This is a genomic window from Georgenia alba, from assembly GCF_042665525.1.
In the GTDB taxonomy this organism is placed as follows: Bacteria; Actinomycetota; Actinomycetes; order Actinomycetales; family Actinomycetaceae; genus Allobogoriella; species Allobogoriella alba.
This window is the reverse complement of the sequence record NZ_JBHTCQ010000001.1, coordinates 912,167-934,017: the sequence shown is the minus strand read 5'-3', so window position 1 is coordinate 934,017 and position 21,851 is coordinate 912,167. Positions and strand designations below refer to the sequence as shown.

Sequence of the window (21,851 nt, the reverse complement as noted above, 5' to 3'; positions counted from 1 at the left end):
CCACGGCGCGTCGGCAGGAAGGGGTGCGGCGCGTCGGCCGGCCGGCGCGGCGGCGGGCTCCCCCCAGGTCCGCCGCCGTGCTCCGGCTACTCTGGCGCCGTGCTCCCAGGCCCTGCGCAGCAACCCGGCCGCCGACCCGGTGTGCTGCGTGCGGGCTGGGACGTCATCGCCGACGCCTTCCGGCTCATCGGCGCGCACTGGCCGATGCTGCTGCTCCTGGCGATCGTCTCGGTGGTCGCGCGCGAGTACGTCCTGCAGGCGACCGTGCTCGCCAACCGGACGTCGGTGGCCCTCAGTCAGCTCGTCCTCGCGCTGGCACCGCTGGTCCAGCTGCTGACGGTGGTGGGGATGCTGCTCACCATGCGCTCCCGGATGCCCGGTGAGCGCGTGATCACCTCGCTCGTGGTCGGCAGCGCGGCCGCCATGCTGCCGTTCCTCGTCATCTACGAGCACTACGGGTACCTGGACGAGGACGTGCTCGCGTTCGGTCTGGCGACGTTCGAGGACCTCGGCGAGACCGAGGACATCACGACCCGACTGCCGCAGGGCACCTCGGCCGTCATCCTGGTGACCATCGCCGTGGCCCTCTCGCTCCGGCAGGTGCTCACCCGGCTCGTGCGCCGCACGCCACCGGGTCACGAGGCGCGCCGGTCGGTCCTCCGGCTGGTCGGGGGGTACTGCGAGGTCGTGTGGCTGGTGCTCGCCGCCTGGGTCGTGAAGTCGTTCCTCGAGGGCCTCGCGGGCTGGTGGCGCACCCGGAGCGTCGGTGTGGCGGTCGAGGCGTGGTGGAGGTCGGTGTCGATCGACCTTCCCGAGCTCAGCGGCGTGGTCACCACGGTGCTCGGCTGGTTCGGGACGGTGGCCGACGCCGCACTGGCGGCGTTCGTGGTTCCGCTCGCGTGGCTGGCCGTGGCCGGCATCGTCTACGGCGTCCACGCGGAGCGGGTACTGCGGGCGCGGGACCTGCGCGGGCGGGCCGTCACCGACCGTCTGGTGGGCCGGCTCGGCGACGACCGGGCCGATCGCGGCCTGCGTCTCCTCACCGACCCGGAGCGGCGGTTCGGCGGGGTCGTCGGCGCCGGGATCCTCATCGCGCGCGCCGGCTGGCAGCCGGTGCTGCTGTTCTGCCTGGCGTTCCTCGCGGCGGACCGCTCCGGCACGCTCCTCTTCGAGCTGGCGCGCCTGATCTTCGGTGCCCGAAGCATCGGGGACTTCTGGGCGCTGCTGTGGCCGCCGCTGGACATGCTCGAGACGGTCGTGGTCCGGGTCCTGACCCTCGCGCTCGTCGCCTCCGCGATCGACTCGCTGCTGCGCAGCCTCGGCCTCCCGGGCAGCCTGCGCCTGCAGCGCTCAGGAGACCGGGAGCCGGAAGTACTCGGGGCTGTGGCTGTAGGCCCCGAACGCGCTGGATAGCTCGAGTGCCGTCGGCCGCGCGGACTCGGGCAGGAGGAACATCGTCGAGTACGTCGGGTCGTCCGCCGGTCCGCCGCAGGTCAGGGTGCCCCAGGCCGACACCGGGAGCTCGACGCCGGCTCCCGGGGCCGTGTAGGCGTTCCCGTCGTCGTCGAAGAGCCGCACGTCGCACGTCGTCTCCTCCGGGAGCTCCGACTCGACGTCGATGGTCACCTGCCACACCGTGTACCCCTGCGGCGGCTCCCACTGCTCGACGTCGTCCGTCACGACGTGGAGCTCCTCGAACGAGGCGATCCGCACGCGGGTCCGGTCGATCTGCGCCCACCCGTCCGGCCCCGGTCCGACGGCCTCGTGCGGCTCGGTGCGCCACTGGAGCCGCAGCTCCTCGCTCGCGATCCAGCCGAACGCCGTCAGCGCCGGCACCAGCAGCACGAGCGCGGCCCAGTTCGCGACCGTCGATCTCATCGGGGCACCAGGGCCGGCGGCTCGGCAGTCATCGGTTCGTGCGCGAGCCGCTCGACGTGCACGGGGACGACGGCATAGTCCGCGAGCCGCGGCTCGTCGATGCCGTGGTTGACCCAGATCTCGACATCGCCGAGCGCGTCCCGCGGCACCTCGAAGACGACCTCGCCGCGGACCGGCGAGCCGGGCTGGACGGCGCCGAAGCTGCCCGGGAGCGCCCGGTCGCTGACCAGGTACCGGCGGCCGGCGCCGTCGCGCAGGGACCACGTGGAGATGTCGACGGGTTCGCGGCCTCCGGTCAGGGTGACGTCCACCGCGACCCACACGCCGTCCGAGGCGAGCGTGCCGTCGTACCCGTCCGAGTACGCGGCGGCCGCGCGGGCGCCGTGGACGACGACGGTCCCCGGCTGCACCACCAGCTCCTCGCCGACCGCACCGTGGTGGGCGAAGCCCCGTTCGACCGGCCACTCGGTCTCGGCGTGGGTGGCGAGCATGCCGGCGGCGAGGACCGCGGCCGCGAGCAGCCAGGTGCCGGCGCGGCTCACCACTCCTCCTCGAACAGGCCGGGCATCGTATCGTTGCGGGGGATCGTGATCCGGGCCGCCGGCTCCTCCTGGCCCCAGGTGTAGCGGTTGGAGGTCGGGCTGAACGCCCAGGGCCGGACCAGCACGTCCATCCGGAGCGGGTCGGGCACGTCCCGCGGGTCCCGCAGGGGCCAGAAGTAGGCGACCTGCTGCGGCAGCCCGGGATGGATCGCGGGTCCGGTCGTCCCGTCCTGCAGGGCCACGACTGTCTCCGGCTCGTCACCCATGACGACGCCCTCCGGCGGGGCGACGACCTCGGGGACGAACTCCACCGTCTCCTCGTGGGCGGCGACCTCGACACGGACCACGAGCCACGCCACCGCGGGACCGTCGACGTACTCGAGGTAGTCGGCCCTGACGTCGTCGGTGACCATGTGGTCCAGCACGGTCGCCTCGACCTCGCCGAGGTCGTGCTGCTCGCCGGCCTGCCACTCGGGCAGCGGTACCGCCTCGGCACTCCGGAGGCCGCCGGCGGCCACGACGGCGCCCACGAGCACCACGATCGCCGTGCACGAGACGACGACGTACCGCCCCCACCAGGTGCGCAGCGACGGGCGCAGCGAGGACCACGTCCCCCGGGCGGCTGTCGTCGGCATGTCTCCCTCCAGCGTGCAGACTAGCGACGACGGCCCTCAGGACCAGACGCTGCGCAGCCCGCCACGAAGGTGCACGAGGAAGCGCCCGCCCTGCTCGTACAGCTCGGTGCTGTGACCGAGCGCGGTGTACCAGCAGCGCCCCTGCCCGTACTCGCTCGCCCACGCGACGGGGTGGTCCTCGCCCATCCGTCCGCCGTCGTAGGTGGACTCGTCCACGGTGAGCAGGACCCGCACCCCGGCGCCGCGCGGGTCGGTGGCGAAGTCGTACCACTCGTCGGTGTGCTCCCAGACGGCGGGCAGGCCCGCCGTGGAGGGGTGGTCGGCGTCCTCGACCCGGACCGTCGCGGCCTGGATCGCGGGGTGCTGGGTGAACCGTGCACCGACGATCCGCTGGTACTCGGGCCAGTCCGGCTCCGCCGTCGAGGCGCCATGGACGCCCGCGAAGCCGCCGCCCGCCGCGAGCCAGTCGGCGAAGGCGCGCCGCTGGTCCGGCTCGAGCACGTTCCCGGACGCCGAGAGCCACACGACGGCGCGGTAGCCGGCGAGGGTCTCGGGCGTGAAGGCGCCGGGGTCCTCGGTGTGCACGACGTCGAGCCCGTCGTCGGCCGCGAGCACACGGACCGCCGCCACCCCCGCCGGGATCGAGTCGTGCCGGAAGCCGGTGGTACGTGTGAAGACGAGGACGGAGTCAGCGGTCATGCGTCAACTATCTCGACTCCGGTCGTGCCCCGACCAGCCGAAGATCTCGGCCCGGGCGTCCTCGAGCGCGTCCCCGATCAGCGCGAGGTTCTGGATCGCGGCCAGGCCGAACTGGGCGGCGTCGTTCGTGGAGAGGTAGGGCGCCTCGTCGACGGGCTCGAGCACCTCGGGACCGTCGACGCGCGTCACGTCCCACGTCTCCTGCCGGACCAGGGAGTTGACGTTGAGCTGGTCGCCGGAGTCGACGAAGAAGGCCCGCCAGGCGCGCGTGGCCAGCTCGCGGTCCCCGGTCCGGGCCGCGGCCCACGCCGCGAGCCGGGAGTGCGCCTGCACGAGCGAGATGCCCTTCAGTGGCCGACCGACCGCGGCGGCCTGCTCGTCCGGGGAGGCGAGGTAGAGCCGGCAGTACTGCAGCCAGGCGTCCTCGAACCCGGGGACGTCGAGGAGGTCGGTCACCTCGGCGACCATCTCCACCAGCCCGAACACGGCGCTCAGGTGGGAGACGGCGATGCGGTCGCGGGAGGTGTCGAACCGGCCGGTCGCCAGGTCCAGCAGCGCCTCACCGGTGAGGAAGCCCTGCGGCAGGTTCCCGATGTCGGTCATTGTGCCCTCGAGCTTGGCCCGCGCCGCCCGGCCGGCGGGCGCGTCGCCGTGGCGCTCCCACTGGGTGAGCCAGGTGGCGAGCAGTGCCGAGTAGTCGGTGCCGAGCCCGACGGCGGTCGCGGACGGGTCCGGTGCGTAGACGTCCGAGCGCACCTTGCGGGTCGGGTCGAGCACGAGCAAAGTCTGCTCGGCGTGGGCGAGCTCCTCGAGCAGGTCCCCGACCCGCTCGTCCGCGGTGAGGTGGTAGAGGTAGCGACGGTAGGCGGCCGTGGAGATGCGCAGCTGCTTCGCGCTGCAACCCCAGTGCTGGACGTTGTGCCGGGTGCCCAGGCCCGCCCACGGTCCGGCGTGGTAGACGTCCACCTCACCGGTGTGACGCGTCAGCGCCTCGGCGAGCCGGAAGGTCTCCGGCCGGCCCGAGCGCAGGTAGGACAGCCAGAGCCACAGGTCCGGCGAGAGCTCGGAGTTGTCCCACGCGTACCCGCCGACGTCGTAGCGCCAGCTGTGCCGGTCGCCGTCGTAGGCGTGCATGACGTCGCCGTAGTCCCAGAAGCCGTACCAGCGGCGCTGCTCCACCTGCCGCCGGTAGTGGTCGACGAGGAAGTCCAGCCGGTCCTCGATCTCCGCGCGGGCGGGCGTGGAGCGGTCCACCGGCGCCCAGGGCCCGAACACGCGGGCGGCGTGGATGCGGCCCGGCGCCACGGTGAGCACGGGCGGCAGGGCCGACGCCGCGGCCCGGGCGGCGAGCTCCGCGTGCGGCGGCGTGGCCTCCGCTGCCCGCAGCACCAGCTCGTGGGTGCGGGCGATGCCGCGCGCGTCACCGAAGCCCGGCTCGTAGTCCTCGTAGGTGATCTCCAGACCCTCGAGCTGCTCGGCGTAGGTGTCCTGACCGAGCCCGTCGTGGTAGAAGCGCAGGTCCATCGGCCGCGCCTCGGGCGAGTAGAGCCACATGGTGAGGCTGCCGGCGTCGCTCGCGGCGCCACGCACGTCGATCTGGGTGGGATGCAGCTTCCAGAAGTCGCGCAGCCCGATCTCCAGGCCGCCGGCGGTGTCACCGAGGTAGGCGTAGCCGGTGGCACGGGTGCCGGCGGGCACGGTCACCCAGCCGTGGCCCGGGCGGGTGCGCTTGCGCAGCGTGTACCCGTCGGCGCTGAGCTGTGCGAGGGTCCAGTCGTTCCACTCGGGTACCAGGTGCAGGCGGTCCGCGACGGCGGGGTCCCACCCGGCCGTGGGCGGGGTCGGCCGCCCGGCCACCTGGGCGGCACGGACCGCCTCGCCCGGGTCGCGCCGCAGCCCGGTGAGCCCGCGCACCGCCTCGGTGAGGAATCCGCCGGCGGACCCGGCGAGCCGCACGTGGCGGTCGTGCGTGGCGGCGCGCAACGGCACGTCGAAGCGCAGCCCGAGTCCGGCGAGGAACGTGCTCGCCGGGTCGGCGTCCCACACGAACGAGTGCGCGACGCGGACCTGCTCGGAGCCGGCGTGGAAGGACAGCCGCACCCGGAACGGGAGCAGCTCGCGCCGCTCCCCGGTCCCCGCATCGGCACCGGCCGTCCGGTACCGGCCGGTCAGCAGCACCACGGCCCGCACGGGCCCGTCCTGCTCGACGTCGAGCGTCTCGACGACACCGGTCATCGGCGTGCGCGGCCCCGGCACGTCCGGGTCGCCGGCGAGCTCGCCGACGAGCCGCCCGGAGACCGCGACGGTGCGGCCCTCCCGTTCGAGAGACGCCACGAGCACCTCGCCCGGGCCGGGCAGCACCGCACGGAGGGGACCGGTCGTGACGACGACGCCGTCGCCGTCGTGCAGTACCCGCACCACTCGACTCGGGGTCGCCGGCGCAGCCCCGGGCACGACGTCGTAGCTCGCCTCCGGCGTCGCGGGTGCCGCGGCGTGCGCGGACCACTTGACCGACCCGTCGGGCCAGGTCGCCGTCGTCCAGGACTGCACGGGCACGTCCGTGCCGTCGGCGGACCGCAGCCCGAAGGTCGTGCCGGCCGGCACGGCGCCACGGGGCCAGGGGACGCCCCAGGTGACGCCGCCGTTCAGGGCGGCGGGCGTGCCCTCCAGCCAGTGGACGGACGCGGGCTCAGGCATGGGTCTCCTCGAGGTTCGGGTGGCTTCTGACGCTCGCCGTGTCAGCCCTTCACCGATCCGATGAGCACACCCTTGGCGAAGTGCTTCTGCAGGAAGGGGTACATGAGCAGGATCGGAACGGTCGCGATGACGATGACCGCGAACTTCAGACCTTCGGCGGGCGGGACGTAGTTCGGGTCGATCTGCCCGATCGTGGTGGCCGGGTCGGTCGAGATGGTCATCTGGCGGACGAACATCTGCAGGGTCCACATGTCGCTGTCCGAGATGTACAGCAGCGGCGACATGAAGTCGTTCCAGATGGCGACGGCGTAGAACAGGGAGAACGTCGCGATGACCGGCTTGGACAGCGGCATGACGATGCGCCAGAACACGCCCACCTCGGTGCAGCCGTCGAGCCGCGCGGCCTCCTGGAGCTCGTCGGGCAGCTCCTGGAAGAAGTTCTTGACGATGATCAGGTAGAACGGGTTGATCGCCATCGGCAGGATCAGCGCCCAGTACGTGTTGAGCAGTCCCACCTCCCGCACGATGAGGTAGGTCGGGATCATCCCGCCGGAGAACACCATCGCGAACAGGACGAGCTTGAGCAGCAGCGAGCGTCCGACCAGGTCGTGCTTGGACAGCGGGTACGCCATCGACATCGTCAGGAGCACCTGCACCACCGTGCCCACCAGCGTCACGCCGATGGTCACCAGCAGGGACCGGATGAAGGTGTCGGTGGAGAAGATGTACCGGTACGTCTCCAGCGTCGGGTCGTCCGGCCACAGGAAGAACGGCCGGGCCGCGATCTCGGACTCGGAGGCGAAGGACGCCGCCACGACATACAGGAACGGCAGGACGGTCATCAGCGCCAGGCCGACGAGGAAGAGGACGTTGAAGACGTCGAAGACGCGGCCGGCGGTGGAGTTGTTGCGGTTGGCCATCGGTACGCCTCCTAGAACAGGCTCGTCTGGTTGAACCGCTTGGCGAGCCAGTTCGCACCGAAGATGAGGATCAGCCCGACGACGCCCTTGAAGAGGCCGACTGCCGTCGAGTAGCTGTAGGCACCCTGGGTGATCCCGGCGAAGTAGACGTAGGTGTCGAACACGTCGGCGACCTCACGGTTGAGGGCGTTCGTCATGAGGTAGATCTGCTCGAACCCGGTGTCGAGGAAGGACCCGGTGGTGAGGATGAGCATGACGATCACGGTGGACCGGATGGCGGGCAGGGTGATGTGCCACAGCTGGCGTGCCCGCCCGGCCCCGTCGATCATCGCGGCCTCGTAGAGGTTCTTGTCGACGCCGGCGAGCGCCGCGAGGTAGATGATCGTGCCCCACCCGGTCGACTTCCACAGCGTCTGCAGGATGATCAGCGGCCGGAAGAAGTCCGGGTCGGTGAGGAACTCGACGCGCTCGCCGAGGACCCGCTCGATCAGCACGGTCAACGGTCCGATGTCGGCGGCGAACAGCAGGTACGTCAGCGCCGCGACGATCGCCCAGGAGAGGAAGTGCGGGACGTAGATCGCCGTCTGGATGAATCGCTTGACCAGGTGGACGCGCAGCTCGTTGAGCAGCAGCGCCACGACGATCGGAGCCGGGAAGGCGATGACGATGTTGAGGAACGCCAGGATCAGCGTGTTCGTCATCAGCCGGGCGAAGTCCGGGCCTCCGAAGAGTCGCTCGAAGTGTTCCAGCCCCACCCACTCGCTGCCACCGAAGCCGAGGAACGGCAGGTAGTTCTGGAAGGCGATCGTCACGCCGTACATCGGCGCGTACTTGAAGACGGCGAAATACAGCACGCCCGGCACGAGCATGAGGTACAGCCAGGGGTTGTGCGTGATGCGTCGCCACCAGGACTGCCTGTTGTCCGCCGGCCGCTGCCGGTCGTCGATCCTGAGCTCGTCGGAGATCGGCCTCGCCTGCTCGGTGAGCGAGCCGACTCCGCCGGTCACGGCGTCGTGTGTCATCTCTGCCTCGCGGTCGCGCCGGGGGCGCGGCGCGGTCCGCGCCCCCGGCCGGTCGTTCGTCAGTTCTCGAGCTCGTCGTAGAGCTCGTTCATCTCCTGGACGATCTGGTCGCCGCCGCTGTCGCGCCAGCGCTGGATCTCTGCTCGCAGGCCGTCCTCGTCGATCTGACCCGCCAGGTACTGGATGCGGGCGTCCGTGATGATCTGGTCCAGCACCGCACCCTGCTCGGTGTAGGTCTGGGAGACCAGCGCCGCCGCGGGGTCGAAGACGGCATTCTCCAGGTCGGACTCGTGGAACTCCCACCGGCGGGTGTCCAGCTCCTCGTCCGGGCTGCCGGGCTCGAACCAGGGGTCGTGGCCGAGCCACCCGTTGGACTGGGTGCCGATCTGCGCGAAGGCCGTGGTGTCGTTGGCGACCACCTCGGCCTCGGAGCCGGACTCGAGCGGCGCGACGCGGCCGTCGCGCAGCTCGTAGTTCACGCCCTCGATGCCATGGTTGAGCAGCACCTGCCCCTCCTGGGCGCTGAGGTCGTTCAGCACGCTGAGGACCTGGTGCAGCTGGTGCTCGGTCTGCACCGAGGCACGGGGGATCGAGATGAAGCCGCTGAACCCGGAGGTGGGATAGGCGCGCAGCTCGCCGTCGGGGCCGCGCAGGTTCCCGACCATGGTGACGTAGTCGCCGTAGTTCTCCGGGTCGGACTCCGCGAACAGATCCATGATCTCCGCGCCGCGGGACGACACGTCGATGATGATGCCGCCCTGGCCGTTGAAGAACGGCTCGTTCCAGGTGGCCGAGTCCATCGTGGCGAAGTCGCTGTTGACGTAGCCGTTGTCGACCATGTCCTTGAGGAAGCGGAGCGACTCGAAGAACGCCGGGTGCTCGAAGGCCGGGTACAGGTCGCCGCTCTCGTCGACGCCCCACCGGTTCGGCGCCCCGAACCACACGTCGAGCAGGTCGTAGGGGCCGTGGTTCCCGTACCCGCCCCACTGCGGGATGATCAAGCCGGTGGTGTCGTCCTGACCGTTGCCGTCCGGGTCGTCCTCGGTGAAGGCACGGGCCACCTCGTAGAGGTCGTCCACGCTCTGAGGCTCCTCGAGCCCGAGGTTCTCCAGCCAGTCCTTGCGGATGATGACGGCCGCCCGCATGGAGTCGCGCATGCGGTAGATCCCGTACGAGTCGCCGTTCACGCTGGCGGCGAGGCGAACCTCCTCGCTCTCCGGAGTGAGGTTCTCGTAGTCGTCCAGGTGCTCGGTCAGGTCCCAGTAGGCGCCCGCCTCGGCGGCCTGGGTGAAGGCGCCCGTCTTGCCCTGCACGACGAGGACGTGCGGGATGTCGTCCGACGCCATGACCACGTTGAGGCGGTCGGTGTAGTTGGAGTTGGGCACCCAGGTGACGTTGAGCTGGTGACCGACGTACTCCTCCACGGCGGTCTGGAGCTGCCCGTCGGGGTCGGGGGCCGTCGAGCTGAGCAAGGGCGCCATGATGTCGATGGTCTCGAGCGAGCCGCCCTCCTCTCCCCCGCCGGAGCAGGCGGCGAGCACGAGGCTCGCCGTCGCCGCGGCGCCGACGAGCCCGGCCATCTGCTTCTTTGCAGTCATGGTCGTCCTTTCGTGGTGGTGCGTGAGCGGTCAGGAGGCGGTGCCCACGTGGGCACGCCGGGCGTGGGACGCGGCGACGGCATCGTCGTTCTGGGCGTAGAAGCGCAGGCACAGCGCGGTGCTACCGAGGATCCAGCCGCCCACGGAGATCACGGGCAGCAGGCCGGGCAGGCGTGCGGAGGCGTAGCAGGTGGCCGCGAGGACCAGGACGAGGAGCACGGTCGAGGGGAGGTTCGCGACGGCGAGGAGGAAGGCGCGCGAGAGCGCCCGCGTCGTCGGGACGTCGTAGTGGACGGCGAGGGACGGCAGGTACAGCAGCACCAGGACGAGGCACCCCGCCACGACGGCGGATGCCGCCGCGACGACGTCCGCCCCGGGCAGGGCGCTGCCGCGGAGGAGGAGGGCACTGGTCGTGGCCGCCAGCAGCAGGAGCACCGGTGGCAGGAGCAGCGCCTGCGCGCGCCAGAACTCGCGGCGGTAGGTGGCCACGTACTCGCGGAGGACGTAGCCGTCCGTACCGCGGGCGTACTGCCGGGCCACGTGGTGCGCGGCGAGGGTGGCGGGTGCGAAGCCGAGGAGGACGGCGCCGGCGAGGGTGCCGAGCAGCCAGAGGAGGTTGAGCAGCATGGCCCGCAGGACCCACTCGGAAAGCGCATACATCCGAGATGTCATGGCGCCTCTCGTCCGCTCTGATGGGGTTTCTCGGCCAGGTTCCCTGCGGGGCTTACATCGATGGAAGTTACGCCGCGGAAGGTGGGTCGTCGTCGATTGCCGCGAGCGTAGGGTGAATCCATTCAGTGGTCAATACCGTGCCCCGACCTTCCCCACCCGACGTCCGGGCGAAATCGGTGGCGACGCGGGCTGTAACCTGTATAGTGCTCTTTACCCGTTACGCTTGGAGTGATGAGCATGCGCACCGCCCCCACCGCGTGGCCGCTGACGGACCGCGTCCGGGTCTCCGGCGGCGAGGTCGCGACCGGAGTGTTCGGCGACGGTCCCGCAGTCGTCCTGGTCCACGGCACCCCCGCGTCGTCCTTCCTGTGGCGGCACGTGGTTCCCACCCTCGCCCGCCGCCACACGGTCCATGTCTGGGACCTGCTCGGCTTCGGCGACTCCGCCCTCGGGCGCGGCGCGATGCCGTCGATCGCGACGCAGGCGCGTACGCTCGCCGAGCTCGTGCGGCACTGGGGTCTCGAGGCTCCTGACCTGGTCGGCCACGACATCGGCGGCGGCATCGTCATGCGGGCCCACCTGGTCGAGCGGGTGCCGGCCCGCCGGATCGCGCTCCTCGACGCGGCCGTCATCGGACCGTGGAACACCCCGTTCACCGAGCACATGCAGCGCCACGCCGACGCCTACCGCACGATGCCCACGGACGTCTTCGCCGACCTCGTCGGCCCACGCCTGCGCACCGCGACCCACCACGAGATGCCGGACGAGGTGGCCGCCGCCTACCTGGCGCCCTGGTCGGGACCGGACGGTCAGCAGCGCTGGATCGACCAGGTCAGCGCAGTCCGCTTCGACGACACCCGCGAGGCGGTGGCGCGGCTGGACAGCGTCACCGCCCCGACGCTGGTGCTCTGGGGTGAGCACGACGCGTGGTTGGACACCGAGGTCGCCGACCGGCTGGTCGCCGCGATCCCCGGTGCCCGCCGGGAGGACATCGCCGGCGCGGGCCACTTCGCCCCGGAGGACGAGCCGCAGGCCACGGCCGACGCACTGCTGCGGTTCTTCGGGTAGGTGCCCTCAGCCGGCGACCCGGGTCACGGTCAGGTTCGCGTACTCGCCGATCATCGGCGCCATCTGGCGGAAGCCGAGCTTGCCGACGCCGTGCGCGGGGCCACCCACCGTTCCGTCGTCGTGCCAGCGGAAGCAGACGAGGTCGTTGATCGAGAAGGTGATCGTGCCGTCCGCGTGGCGAAGCCGCATGCGGTAGTCCCCACGCGCGTCGAGCACACCGGGCAGGGGGTCCGGACCCTGTGCGACGAGGTGGAAGCCGTGGCTCTTGCGCAGGTTCGCCGTGTGGAAGGACCGCTCGGACTCCCACATCCGGCGGAAGTAGGACACGTGGTAGGCGTCGATGTCGCCCGAGTGGTACTGCTCGTAGGGTCCGGTGCGCGGTGCGAGCGAGGGGTCGAAGAGGTCCTCCCCGCCGCGACCCGACGCGGCGAAGAACATGATGCACAGCCCCGGCTCGTGCACCGGCCGGAACGTCCAGCCGATCTCGATCCCGGCCGGGAACGTCTCCGGGCACCACAGCACGATGTTGGCGGCCTGCCCCTCTGAGGCGTCACGGAGACTCTCCAGCCTCATGCGCCCCTGCGGGAAGGTGACCGCGCCGTCGCCCTCCATGCGGAAGCCCGCCACGTCCTCCGCGGTCGCCAGCGGGTTGCGGTACAGGACCTCACCGGGCACGAGGGCCTCCGCTGGCGCGGGCCTCGGCGGCGTCCCAGTCCAGACCGAGGTCCGGCTCGTAGCGGCGCAGCTCGCAGGAGGCGGCGACGATCCGGCGCAGCTCCGGCAGGCCGCCGTCGACGTCGCCGAGCGCCCGGGCCTGGACCAGCAGGTTGCCCAGGGCCGTGCCCTCCGCCGGCCCGGCGACGACCGGCAGGCCGGTGGCATCGGCGGTGAGCCGGCACAGCAGCGCGTTCTGCGACCCGCCGCCCACCACGTGCACCACGGAGAGGTCACGGCCGGAGAGCTCCGAGGCCTCGCGGACGGTGCGGCGGTGCGCCAACGCGAGCGAGTCCATGATGCAGCGGACCGTCTCCACCTCGTCCTGCGGGACCGGCTCGCCGGCCCGGGCTGCAAGGTCCGCGATCCGTGCGGGCATGTCGCCGGGCGGGAGGAACACCGGGTCGTCGACGTCGACGACGCAGCGCAGCGGTTCCGCCGCCTCCGCCCGGGTGAGCAGGTCCGGCAGGTCGACCCGACGGCCGCTGGACTCCTCCCACGTCCGGATCGACTCCTGCAGCAGCCACAGGCCCATGACGTTGCGGAGGTAGCGAACCGTGCCGTCGAGACCCAGCTCGTTGGTGAAGTTCGCGGCCCGGCTGGCCTCGCTGAGCACCGGCCGGTCGAGCTCGAGCCCGACCAGCGACCACGTACCGCAGGAGACGTAGGCGAAGTCCGGCTCGGTGGCCGGCACGGCGGCGACGGCGGAGGCCGTGTCGTGCGAGCCCACGGCGACCAGCGGCACCTCCCCGCGGAGCACGGCGGGGTCGATCGTGCCGACCACGCTGCCGGCTTCCACGAGGTCCGGGAGGAGGGCGGCGACGTCGAGTCCGAACGCGTCGCGGACCACGTCGGTCACCTCCGTCGACCAGGTGCGCGAGGCGACGTCGAGCAGGCCGGTGGTGGAGGCGTTGGTGACCTCGGCGACCTCCGCGCCGGTGAGCCAGTGCCCGAGCAGGTCCGGGAGCAGCAGGAGGCGACGGGCCGTGGCGGCCTGCACCGTGCCGGCGGCGGCGACCAGCTGGAAGATCGTGTTGAACGGCTGCACCTGCAGGCCGGTGCGGGCGTACAGGTCAGGGGCCGGCAGGTGCTCGAAGACCCGGTCGGGCACGCCGTCCGTCCGGGCGTCGCGGTAGTGGACGGGGTTGCCCAGCAGGGCGCCGTCGGCGTCGAGCAGGCCGTGGTCGACGGCCCACGAGTCGATGCCGACGCCCGCGACGTCGTGCTCGCGGGCGGCGGCCCGCAACCCGGTGAGGATACCCTCGAAGAGCCGCAGCACGTCCCAGTGCAGGACCGTCCGCTCCCCCGCCCGGAGGGCGACCGGGCCGTTCGGGAAGCGGTGGATCTCCTCGGTCTCGAGGCGCCCGCCGGCGAGCCACCCGGCGACGACCCGGCCGCTCGAGGCGCCGAGGTCGACCGCGACGTAGGTCCGCTCCGTCATTCCTCCCCCACCGCCGAGTCGTCGATCAAGTGCGGAGTCGTCAATCGTGTGCAGGCCATCGCCCTCACCGCAGGAAGGCGGCCGCCACACCGGAGTCGACCGGGACGTGCAGGCCGGTGGTCTGCACGAGGTCCGGCCCGGTCAGGGCGAACACCGCGGCGGCGACGTGCTCGGGCAGCACCTCCTTCTTCAGGAGCGTGCGGCCGGCGTAGTACTTGCCCAGCTCCTCCTCGGGCACGCCGTACACCTTGGCGCGCTGGGCTCCCCAACCGCCGGCGAAGATGCCGGAGCCGCGCACGACGCCGTCCGGGTTGATGCCGTTGACACGGATCCCGTGCTCACCGAGCTCGGCCGCGAGCAGCCGCACCTGGTGGGCCTGGTCCGCCTTGGTGGCCGAGTAGGCGATGTTGTTCGGCCCCGCGAAGATCGAGTTCTTCGAGGAGATGTAGACGATGTCACCGCCCATGCCCTGCGCGATCATCGCCCGGGCCGCCTCCCGCGAGACGAGGAACGAGCCGCGGGCCATGACGTCGTGCTGCAGGTCCCAGTCCTTCGTGGTGGTCTCCAGCAGCGACTTCGACAGCGAGAGCCCGGCGTTGTTCACCACGAGGTCGACGCCGCCGAAGGCGAGCGCGGCGGCCGCGACCGCCACCTTGACGTCGTGCTCGCTGGTGACGTCGGCGCGGACGCCGATCGCGACGTCGGGACCGCCGAGCTCCTCCGCGACGGCAGAGGCCTGCTCCTCGTTGAGGTCGGCGACCACCACGCACGCCCCCTCCGCGGCGAGGCGAGTCGCCGTCGCCTTGCCGATCCCGGAGGCCGCGCCGGTGACGAGGGCGACGCGGGTGGCCAGCGGCTTGGGCTTGGGCATCCGCTGGAGCTTGGCCTCCTCCAGCGCCCAGTACTCGATGCGGAACTTCTCCGACTCCTCGATGGGGGCGTAGGTGGAGATCGCCTCGGCACCGCGCATGACGTTGATGGCGTTGACGTAGAACTCGCCGGCCACCCGTGCGGTCTGCTTGTTGCGACCGAACGAGAACATCCCGACGCCAGGGACCAGCACGATCGCCGGGTCCGCGCCTCGCATGGCGGGCGAGTCGGGGTCCGCGTGCCGCTCGTAGTACGCGGCGTAGTCGGCGCGGTACGCCTCGTGGAGCTCACGAAGCCGCGCGACGACGTCGGAGACCGGGGCCGAGGCCGGCAGGTCGACGACGAGGGGCTTGACCTTGGTGCGCAGGAAGTGGTCGGGGCAGGAGGTTCCGAGCTCGGCGAGCGGGCCGAGCTTCTCGCGGGCGAGGAAGTCCAGCACGACGTCGGAGTCGGTGAAGTGGCCGACCTGCGGGGCGTCGGTGGACGCCAGCCCGCGGATCACCGGGGCGAGCGCGGCCGCCTTGGCGCGTCGCTCGTCCTCGGGGAGGGCGGCGAAGCCGTCCCGGGCCGCGCCGAAGGGGTGGCGCCCGTCTGCGGCGAGGGCCGCGGTCCGCTCCTCGATGAACCGCTCGGCGGTGCGGATGATGTCCAGGGAGTTCTGCTCGCACTCCTCGGACGTCGCGCCCCAGGCGGTGATCCCGTGCCCGCCGAGGACGCAGCCGATCGCCTGCGGGTTGGCCCGCTTGATCTCCGCGATGTCCAGCCCGAGCTGGAAGCCGGGCCTCCGCCAGGGCACCCAGACGACGCGGTCGCCGAAGCACTCGCGGGTCAGGGCCTCGCCGTCGGCGGCGGTGGCCAGGGCGATGCCGGAGTCCGGGTGCAGGTGGTCGACGTGCGGGGCGTCGACCAGGCCGTGCATGGCCGTGTCGATGCTCGGCGCCGCGCCGCCCTTGCCGTGCAGGCAGTAGTCGAAGGCGGCCACCATCTCGTCCTCACGCTCGACGCCGGGGTAGACGCCGGTGAGCGCGCGCATCCGGTCCAGGCGCAGCACGGCCAGCCCGGTCTGCCGCAGGGTGCCGAGGTCACCCCCGGATCCCTTGACCCACAGCAGCTCGATCTCCTGCCCGGTGACGGGGTCGGTGTCCGTGCCCTTGGCGGAGGTGTTGCCCCCCGCGTAGTTGGTGTTGCGGGGGTCCGAGCCGAGCCGGTTGGAGCGGGCGATGAGCTCCTCGACAGGGCGCTGGTCGGGCGTCGTCATGGTGTGTGCGCTTTCGTCTCGTCGTCGGAGGCTGCTGGAGATCTCGGGGTCGGTCGCGGTCAGGCGCCCCAACCGGCCTGGGCCCCGCCGACGCGGTCGGCGGCGATGCGGTCGCCGTAGCCGGAGGCGGCGTAGGCGGCCATCGGGTCGGGGTCGAGGCCCTGCTCGGTGCGCAGGTCGGCGAGGAGCTGGCGCACGTCGGTGTTGTAGGCGTCCATGAGGACGGCGTTCGCACCGAGGACCTCCCCGTCCTGCTGCGCCGCCGCGAGCGCGTCCCGGTCGACCAGGAGAGCCTTCGCGGTCGCCTCCTGGACATTCATGACCGAACGGATCTGCGCGGGGATCTTCGGCTCGATGTTGTGGCACTGGTCGAGCATGAAGTTCACGCCGGAGTCGGGCCGCAGGGCGCCGGCGGTGACGATCTCGTGCATGATCCGGAACAGCTGGAACGGGTCCGCCGCGCCGACCATGAGGTCATCGTCGGCGTAGAAGCGGGAGTTGAAGTCGAACGCACCGAGGCGCCCGACCCGCAGCAGCTGGGCCACGATGAACTCGATGTTGGTGCCCGGCGCGTGGTGGCCGGTGTCCAGCACCACCATGGCCTGCTCACCCAGGGCCATGCAGTGCAGCAGCGACGTGCCCCAGTCGGGGATGTCGGTCGCGTAGAAGGACGGCTCGAAGAACTTGTACTCGAGGATGATGCGCTGGTGCGGCGCGAGGGCGGCGTAGATCTCCGCGAGCCCCTCGGCGAGCCGGTCCTGCCGGCCCCGCAGGTCGTCCTGGCCGGGGTAGTTCAGGCCGTCGGCGAGCCAGATCTTCAGGTCCCTCGAACCGGTCTCGTTCATCACCTCGAGGCACCGCAGGTGGGCGTCGACCGCCTTCCGGCGCACCTTCGGGTCCGGGTTGCACAGGGACCCGAGCATGTACTCGTCGTCCTGGAAGACGTTGGAGTTGATGGCACCGATGGAGATGCCGAGATCCTCCGCGTGCTTGCGCAGGGCCGCGAAGTCCTCCACCAGGTCCCACGGGATGTGCAGCGAGACCCGCGGCGCGACTCCGGTGTAGGCGTGGACCTGGGCGGCGTCGGCGAGCTTCTCGAACGGGTCGCGCGGGACGCCGGGCTGTCCGAAGACCTTGAAGCGGGTTCCGGAGTTGCCGAACGCCCACGAGGGCAGCTCGATCGTCTGCGCGGCGAGGGCCTCCCGGGCCGTGACCGTGGCGGCTGTCTGGGACGGGGAGATGGTCATCGGTTTCCCTTCTCGGTACGGCTCGGGGTGGTGGGCAGGCCGGCGGCCCGGAGCTGGTCCTCCAGGTGGAAGATCTCCGGGACCACCCGCATGCCCTGGTCCGGACTGCCGTCGGCGACGAAGAACTCCTCCATCTCCGCCTGCCAGCGGGCATTGACGGCGGTGCGCTCCATGGCGGCCTGGGCGGCGGCGTAGTCGTCGGTCTCCAGGTGGCCGATGAGCTGCCCGTCCTGCGTGAGGTAGAGGGAGTAGTCGCGCCAGCCGCTGTCCCGCAGCGCCTCGAGCATCTCCGGCCAGACCGCGGCGTGCCGCTCGCGGTACTCCTCGAGCCGGTCCGGGCGGACTCTCGAGATGAAACAGACACGCGCCATTGCGTCCCTCCGAGACCGGTGCGCGTGGAGTCCGGGCGGACCGCGCGGCACACGTATGAAACGATTCACGTACGGTCGCAACCTAGTGATCGGCGACCGCGGGTGTCAACGCCGGCCACCGTGCTACCCGGCTGCGCCGCACTGGCCCCGGCGGGGAGTTCTCCCCTGACCGGAGCCTGTACGCGGCGCCGACGCCGTGCCAAGGTCACCGACCATGACGGTACCGCCCTCGCCACCGCCCGAGTACGTGGTGCACACCGACCGAGTCGCCGTCCGGCGCACCCACGGGGCCATCCTGTGGGTGCACGGCATCCTCGCCGCGGTGCTCGTGGCCCTGATACTCGGTGCCGCCGCCTTCGCCGACGCGAACGACATGGGCACGGGCTGGCTCATGATGCTGCCGTTCCTGGTCCTGCTGTGCGGGCAGATCTTCCAGCTGAGCATCCACAGCTACGTCTACGGCGGCCGCATCGCCATCGACGAACCGATGACGCTCACCGCGCAGGGCATCACGGTCCGCACCAACGAGGGCCCGCTCTCCGCGCCGTGGGAGGCCGTCACCGGCGCGCGGATCATCAAGAACACGAGGCTGCGGATCATGCTCCACCCCGACGCCGTTGCGCAGCGCACCGTCCGGACAGTGCTGCCGCCCCGGGCAGTGCGCCACTACGTCAAGCACGGCATCGGCGTCGCCCGGAAGGGAATCCAGGAGGAACTCACCGACGTCGCCGCGGCCATCCACCATCTCAGCGGCGGGCGCGTCCAGGTCACCACGGCCTGAGCACCGCACCCGAACCAGCCGAACCCGAACCGGCCCCGCAAGCCGCACGTGGCGAGGCCGGCCGTCACCCCACCGGGTCGATGGCCGGGCGCGGGGGTGGCGCCATGCCGACCCCGAGGTAGAACCCGGTGTGCGGGGGTTGGTTGTAGGCGACGTTCTGCCACGCCACACCCAGGCGGTACACGGGGTCGTGCATGAGGGTGTGGATCCGGTGGTCGGTGAGGTCCGTCGTCGTGTAGAGCCGCAGGGCGGTGGAGTCCTCGTGGCGGAAGACCAGCTCCTCCCGCCAGTCGCCGAGCAGGTCGGCCTGCAGGACGGGATTGCCCTTCGTGTGGTTGTTCGTGCGGACCTCCTCGTCGCGCAGGAGCTCGACCTCCTCGCGGGACTCCCAGTCCCACTCGGAGACGGTCGGGACACCGGCGCCTTCCTCGTCGTCGAAGTCGTGGTCGGTGATCTCCCGGAGCAGGTCGCCGTCCCACCAGGTGAGGAAGTTGGCGGCCGGGATCGCGTCGCCGATGCGCGTCCCGTCCGCCGACATGAGGAAACCCTCGGGCGAGTCCCACGAGGCCTCTCCGCCCACGGCCCACGCCTCCGCGCCCGCGTAGCGGGGGTCGATGTCGCCGGCGGCGCCCCGGCCGGTGTCCGTGGTGGCGGGGATGCTCCAGAGCACCTCCCCGGTCGCGGCGTCGCGGAACGTCGCACCCCGATCCCCGGAGGTCTCCATGGACTCGTGGACCGCGAAGACCTCCAGCCCGTCGCGACGCGGGTCGAGGTCGCTCACGTGCATGGCGTCGCCGTGCCCCAGGCCGGTGCTGTACAGGACCGATCCGTCGTCGTCGATGGTCATCGAGCCGAAGACGATCTCGTCGCGGTGGTCGCCGTCGACGTCGGCGACCGAGAGGTTGTGGTTGCCCTGCCCCTCGTACTGCTCACCGGCCTCGTCGCTGTCGAAGACCCACCGCTGCCGCAGCTCGCCATCCGCCAGGTCCCACGCCGCGACCACCGTCCGGGTGTAGTACCCACGACTGAAGACGGCGCTGGGGCGCTCGCCGTCGAGGTGGGCGACTCCGGCCAGGAACCGGTCGGCGCGGTTGCCGTAGTCGTCGCCCCACTCGGCGAGGTCGCCGCGGGCCGGGACGTAGTCGACCGTGTCGATCGCCGCGCCGGTGGCTCCCTCGAACGCGGTCAGGTACTCGGGCCCGTCGAGGACGTACCCGTCCGCGTTGCGGTGGTCGGCGTCGGGGTCGCCGATGACCTCGCCCTGGCCGTCCAGGGTGCCGTCTGCCGTCTTGGTCATGACCTCCGAGCGACCGTCGCCGTCGAGGTCGTACACGACCAGCTGGGTGTAGTGCGCGCCGGCCCGGATGTTGCGCCCGAGGTCCGCGCGCCACAGGCGGGTGCCGTCCAGCTCGAGGGCGTCGACGTAGACGGGGCCGGTGTGGCCGGCCCGGGAGTTGTCCTGGGCGTTGGTCGGGTTCCACAGCATGACGAGCTCGTAGCTCCCGTCGCCGTCGAGGTCACCGACGCCGGCGTCGCTCGCGACGTACCCGTACTCCTCGCCGTCGGGCGTCGCCCCGCCGGCCGGCTTCTCGAGCGGGATGTCGAGGTAGGGCTCGGACCAGACGCCGAACTCCCGGGTGACCGGACGCTCCGGCCCGTGCCCGACGACGGTGACGACGTACGTCGAGTCGACCCCGCCTTCCGGGTCGAGCAGGTTCGTCGCGCCGCGCAGCGGGGCCCGGGTGATCCGCTCGCCGTCGCGATAGACCCGGAAGGCGAGGCTGCCCGGATCCGTCCCGAGGGAGCGCCAGCTGAGGTGGACCCCGTCGGGCGTGGCGACCGCGACCGGTGCACGGTCGAGCCGCTCGGCCTGCCGGAGCGGCCGCTGGGCGCCCGCAGGCGAGACCGCGCCGCCGGTGTGCTCGCCGGTCGTGGGCGCGCCCATCGCTGGCGCGGCGAGCGCGGTGCTCAGGGCAATGGCGGCCGCGAGCGCGGACCGTCGGAGGTGCGCCATCGGTTCCTCCCGGGACCGTCCGGCGGTGGACGGTCGAGTCGACGTCGACGTGCGGACGATCCTAGGTGAGGCCCAGACCTGCGTAAATCGATTCATGCGTTGCGCTATCGTCGGCTCACGGTGCCGGGCAGCGGCACGACGGGCACCACAGAGGCAGGACGCGCGGGATGACGACGACGAACGGGTCGGCCGTTCCACGGCGCGCCGGGATCGCGGACGTCGCCCGGTTGGCGGGCGTCTCGGTCGGCACGGTCTCCAACGTCCTCAACCGGCCGGACCGCGTCACGGAGAAGACCCGCAGCCGTGTCCAGGCGGCCATCGAGGAGCTCTCCTTCGTCCGCAACGCCTCCGCGCGCCAGCTGCGTCAGGGCCGCAACCGCACGGTCGGCGCGATCGTCCTGGACATCACGAACCCGTTCTTCACGGAGGTCGTGCGCGGCGTCGAGGACCGCCTCGCCGAGGACGAGTACACGCTGATGCTGGGCAGCTCCGACGAGGACACCGTGCGCGAGGAGCGGCTGTTGCGGCGCTTCGAGGAGCAGGGGGTGCACGGGCTGCTCGTCACGCCCTCGCACACCGGCATCGAGACCCTGCTGCGCATGCGGGAGCGTGGCGTGACGGTGGTGCTCCTCGACCGCTCGAGCCCGGTGCCGGACATGGCCTCGGTCGCGGTGGACGACGTGCGGGGGGCCGTGCTCGCCGTCGCGCACCTCCTCGAGCAGGGCCACGAGCGCATCGCGTTCCTCAACGGGCCGCTGACCATCCGGCAGTGCGTGGACCGCCGGGAGGGCGTGCTGCGGGCGCTGGCCGACGCCGGACGTGATCCCGAGTCGCTGGTCGAGGTCACCGTCGAGTCGCTCAACGCCGACCACGGCGCACGCGCGATGCGCGACCTGCTCGACGGTGACGCCGGCGCGACCGCCACGTTCTGCGTCAACGACTTCACGGCGCTGGGCGCCCTGCGGACACTACGCGAGCGCGGCCTGCGCTGCCCGCAGGACATGGCGCTGGTCGGCTACGACGACGTCAGCTTCGCCGCGGAGCTCGCCACGCCACTCACCTCCGTCCGTCAGCCGACCCACGAGATGGGCTGGCGGGCCGCCGACCTGCTGCTCACCTCGGCCGAGCCGGAGCAGGTGCTCTACCAGCCCGAGCTCGTGGTGCGCGCCTCGAGCGGCGGCTGAGCACTCGCCACGCTCCCGGACGACTTCGCGGCGCGCACACCGGGTGAGAAGCGGCCGTACGGGTCTGCGAACGAGCCCGAACGCCCTACCCTGCTGAGAACGATTACTGCGGTGGTTGACCCGGGGGCGTCGAGACGTAGCCTGGGTCACCCGGCCGAAGTGGACGCACACCCACTCAGTGGGTTAGATACATCGAGGTACAAGTTGGGGACGCGGCTCACCGGCGCGCGGTCCTCCCCA

Annotated in this window: 19 protein-coding genes; 4 read left to right on the top strand and 15 right to left on the bottom strand. The window is 71.7% G+C overall.

Annotated elements, in window-relative coordinates; genetic code table 11:
* The first annotated feature begins 99 nt into the window (after positions 1-99).
* The gene (locus tag ACFQQL_RS04390) at positions 100-1,413 is read left to right on the top strand and encodes a hypothetical protein (RefSeq protein ID WP_382391634.1); all 1,314 of its coding nucleotides are present in this window, start codon (positions 100-102) and stop codon (positions 1,411-1,413) included.
* Here ACFQQL_RS04390 and ACFQQL_RS04385 read toward each other — a convergent pair.
* From ACFQQL_RS04385 to ACFQQL_RS04345, 9 genes are read right to left on the bottom strand one after another with little or no spacing between them, the layout of a single operon-like run.
* Complete coding sequence (locus ACFQQL_RS04385; protein WP_382391632.1) at positions 1,351-1,878, bottom strand: hypothetical protein; 528 nt, start codon at positions 1,876-1,878, stop codon at positions 1,351-1,353. The genes ACFQQL_RS04390 and ACFQQL_RS04385 overlap by 63 nt on opposite strands.
* The gene (locus tag ACFQQL_RS04380; RefSeq protein ID WP_382391630.1) at positions 1,875-2,420 is read right to left on the bottom strand and encodes a DUF4352 domain-containing protein; all 546 of its coding nucleotides are present in this window, start codon (positions 2,418-2,420) and stop codon (positions 1,875-1,877) included. The genes ACFQQL_RS04385 and ACFQQL_RS04380 overlap by 4 nt, the downstream gene beginning before the upstream one ends.
* The gene (locus tag ACFQQL_RS04375) at positions 2,417-3,055 is read right to left on the bottom strand and encodes a hypothetical protein (protein WP_382391628.1); all 639 of its coding nucleotides are present in this window, start codon (positions 3,053-3,055) and stop codon (positions 2,417-2,419) included. Before ACFQQL_RS04375 ends, ACFQQL_RS04380 begins: the two co-directional genes overlap by 4 nt.
* Before the next feature lie 36 nt (positions 3,056-3,091).
* Entirely contained in the window at positions 3,092-3,754 is a 663-nt protein-coding gene (locus ACFQQL_RS04370) for a ThuA domain-containing protein (protein WP_382391626.1), read from the bottom strand.
* Positions 3,755-3,757: 3 nt separating this feature from the next.
* Positions 3,758-6,451, bottom strand: a complete 2,694-nt coding sequence (locus ACFQQL_RS04365) for an exo-rhamnogalacturonan lyase family protein (RefSeq protein ID WP_382391624.1) — start codon at positions 6,449-6,451, stop codon at positions 3,758-3,760.
* A 41-nt stretch (positions 6,452-6,492) separates the two neighbouring features.
* On the bottom strand, positions 6,493-7,371 hold the full coding sequence (locus tag ACFQQL_RS04360; protein ID WP_382391622.1) for a carbohydrate ABC transporter permease: 879 nt from the start codon (positions 7,369-7,371) through the stop codon (positions 6,493-6,495).
* Between the two features lie 11 nt (positions 7,372-7,382).
* Complete coding sequence (locus ACFQQL_RS04355; RefSeq protein ID WP_382391620.1) at positions 7,383-8,393, bottom strand: ABC transporter permease; 1,011 nt, start codon at positions 8,391-8,393, stop codon at positions 7,383-7,385.
* A gap of 59 nt (positions 8,394-8,452) precedes the next feature.
* Positions 8,453-9,991, bottom strand: coding sequence for an extracellular solute-binding protein (locus tag ACFQQL_RS04350; protein ID WP_382391618.1), 1,539 nt, complete (start codon positions 9,989-9,991; stop codon positions 8,453-8,455).
* 30 nt (positions 9,992-10,021) lie between these two features.
* Complete coding sequence (locus ACFQQL_RS04345; protein WP_382391616.1) at positions 10,022-10,663, bottom strand: YesL family protein; 642 nt, start codon at positions 10,661-10,663, stop codon at positions 10,022-10,024.
* Between the two features lie 231 nt (positions 10,664-10,894).
* Here ACFQQL_RS04345 and ACFQQL_RS04340 point away from each other — a divergent pair, with 231 nt between their 5' ends.
* Complete coding sequence (locus ACFQQL_RS04340) at positions 10,895-11,731, top strand: alpha/beta fold hydrolase (RefSeq protein WP_382391614.1); 837 nt, start codon at positions 10,895-10,897, stop codon at positions 11,729-11,731.
* 6 nt (positions 11,732-11,737) lie between these two features.
* Here ACFQQL_RS04340 and ACFQQL_RS04335 read toward each other — a convergent pair whose 3' ends face one another.
* The 5 genes from ACFQQL_RS04335 to ACFQQL_RS04315 form a co-directional block, all read right to left on the bottom strand.
* Positions 11,738-12,406 (bottom strand): DUF1961 family protein, encoded by a 669-nt coding sequence (locus tag ACFQQL_RS04335; protein WP_382391612.1) that lies wholly within the window; start codon positions 12,404-12,406, stop codon positions 11,738-11,740.
* Positions 12,396-13,886 carry a rhamnulokinase gene (locus tag ACFQQL_RS04330; protein ID WP_382391610.1) on the bottom strand — a complete coding sequence of 497 codons (1,491 nt, stop codon included), beginning with the start codon at positions 13,884-13,886 and terminating at the stop codon, positions 12,396-12,398. Before ACFQQL_RS04330 ends, ACFQQL_RS04335 begins: the two co-directional genes overlap by 11 nt.
* A gap of 64 nt (positions 13,887-13,950) precedes the next feature.
* Entirely contained in the window at positions 13,951-16,014 is a 2,064-nt protein-coding gene (locus ACFQQL_RS04325; protein ID WP_382391608.1) for a bifunctional aldolase/short-chain dehydrogenase, read from the bottom strand.
* A 59-nt stretch (positions 16,015-16,073) separates the two neighbouring features.
* Entirely contained in the window at positions 16,074-17,261 is a 1,188-nt protein-coding gene (gene rhaI / locus ACFQQL_RS04320; protein WP_382391606.1) for an L-rhamnose isomerase, read from the bottom strand.
* Positions 17,258-17,632, bottom strand: a complete 375-nt coding sequence (locus ACFQQL_RS04315; protein WP_382391604.1) for an L-rhamnose mutarotase — start codon at positions 17,630-17,632, stop codon at positions 17,258-17,260. Before ACFQQL_RS04315 ends, rhaI begins: the two co-directional genes overlap by 4 nt.
* A gap of 214 nt (positions 17,633-17,846) precedes the next feature.
* Between ACFQQL_RS04315 and ACFQQL_RS04310 the strand changes: the two genes are divergently transcribed.
* A complete protein-coding gene (locus tag ACFQQL_RS04310) occupies positions 17,847-18,413 on the top strand; it encodes a hypothetical protein (protein ID WP_382391602.1) in 567 nt (188 codons plus the stop codon).
* A gap of 64 nt (positions 18,414-18,477) precedes the next feature.
* Here the strand turns inward: ACFQQL_RS04310 and ACFQQL_RS04305 are convergent, their stop codons facing one another.
* On the bottom strand, positions 18,478-20,427 hold the full coding sequence (locus tag ACFQQL_RS04305) for a rhamnogalacturonan lyase (protein ID WP_382391600.1): 1,950 nt from the start codon (positions 20,425-20,427) through the stop codon (positions 18,478-18,480).
* 167 nt (positions 20,428-20,594) lie between these two features.
* Between ACFQQL_RS04305 and ACFQQL_RS04300 the strand changes: the two genes are divergently transcribed.
* Positions 20,595-21,611 (top strand): LacI family DNA-binding transcriptional regulator, encoded by a 1,017-nt coding sequence (locus ACFQQL_RS04300; RefSeq protein ID WP_382391598.1) that lies wholly within the window; start codon positions 20,595-20,597, stop codon positions 21,609-21,611.
* The last annotated feature ends 240 nt before the right edge of the window (positions 21,612-21,851 follow it).

Bases quoted from the DNA above. Each gene is read 5' to 3' on its own strand.
- ACFQQL_RS04365 (WP_382391624.1), bottom strand. From the start codon at position 6,451: ATGCCTGAGCCCGCGTCCGTCCACTGGCTGGAGGGCACGCCCGCCGCC.
- ACFQQL_RS04375 (WP_382391628.1), bottom strand. From the start codon at position 3,055: ATGCCGACGACAGCCGCCCGGGGGACGTGGTCCTCGCTGCGCCCGTCG.
- ACFQQL_RS04305 (WP_382391600.1), bottom strand. From the start codon at position 20,427: ATGGCGCACCTCCGACGGTCCGCGCTCGCGGCCGCCATTGCCCTGAGC.
- ACFQQL_RS04370 (WP_382391626.1), bottom strand. From the start codon at position 3,754: ATGACCGCTGACTCCGTCCTCGTCTTCACACGTACCACCGGCTTCCGG.
- ACFQQL_RS04355 (WP_382391620.1), bottom strand. From the start codon at position 8,393: ATGACACACGACGCCGTGACCGGCGGAGTCGGCTCGCTCACCGAGCAG.
- ACFQQL_RS04325 (WP_382391608.1), bottom strand. From the start codon at position 16,014: ATGACGACGCCCGACCAGCGCCCTGTCGAGGAGCTCATCGCCCGCTCC.
- ACFQQL_RS04340 (WP_382391614.1), top strand. From the start codon at position 10,895: ATGAGCATGCGCACCGCCCCCACCGCGTGGCCGCTGACGGACCGCGTC.
- ACFQQL_RS04350 (WP_382391618.1), bottom strand. From the start codon at position 9,991: ATGACTGCAAAGAAGCAGATGGCCGGGCTCGTCGGCGCCGCGGCGACG.
- ACFQQL_RS04385 (WP_382391632.1), bottom strand. From the start codon at position 1,878: ATGAGATCGACGGTCGCGAACTGGGCCGCGCTCGTGCTGCTGGTGCCG.
- rhaI (WP_382391606.1), bottom strand. From the start codon at position 17,261: ATGACCATCTCCCCGTCCCAGACAGCCGCCACGGTCACGGCCCGGGAG.
- ACFQQL_RS04315 (WP_382391604.1), bottom strand. From the start codon at position 17,632: ATGGCGCGTGTCTGTTTCATCTCGAGAGTCCGCCCGGACCGGCTCGAG.
- ACFQQL_RS04300 (WP_382391598.1), top strand. From the start codon at position 20,595: ATGACGACGACGAACGGGTCGGCCGTTCCACGGCGCGCCGGGATCGCG.
- ACFQQL_RS04310 (WP_382391602.1), top strand. From the start codon at position 17,847: ATGACGGTACCGCCCTCGCCACCGCCCGAGTACGTGGTGCACACCGAC.
- ACFQQL_RS04360 (WP_382391622.1), bottom strand. From the start codon at position 7,371: ATGGCCAACCGCAACAACTCCACCGCCGGCCGCGTCTTCGACGTCTTC.
- ACFQQL_RS04330 (WP_382391610.1), bottom strand. From the start codon at position 13,886: ATGACGGAGCGGACCTACGTCGCGGTCGACCTCGGCGCCTCGAGCGGC.
- ACFQQL_RS04345 (WP_382391616.1), bottom strand. From the start codon at position 10,663: ATGACATCTCGGATGTATGCGCTTTCCGAGTGGGTCCTGCGGGCCATG.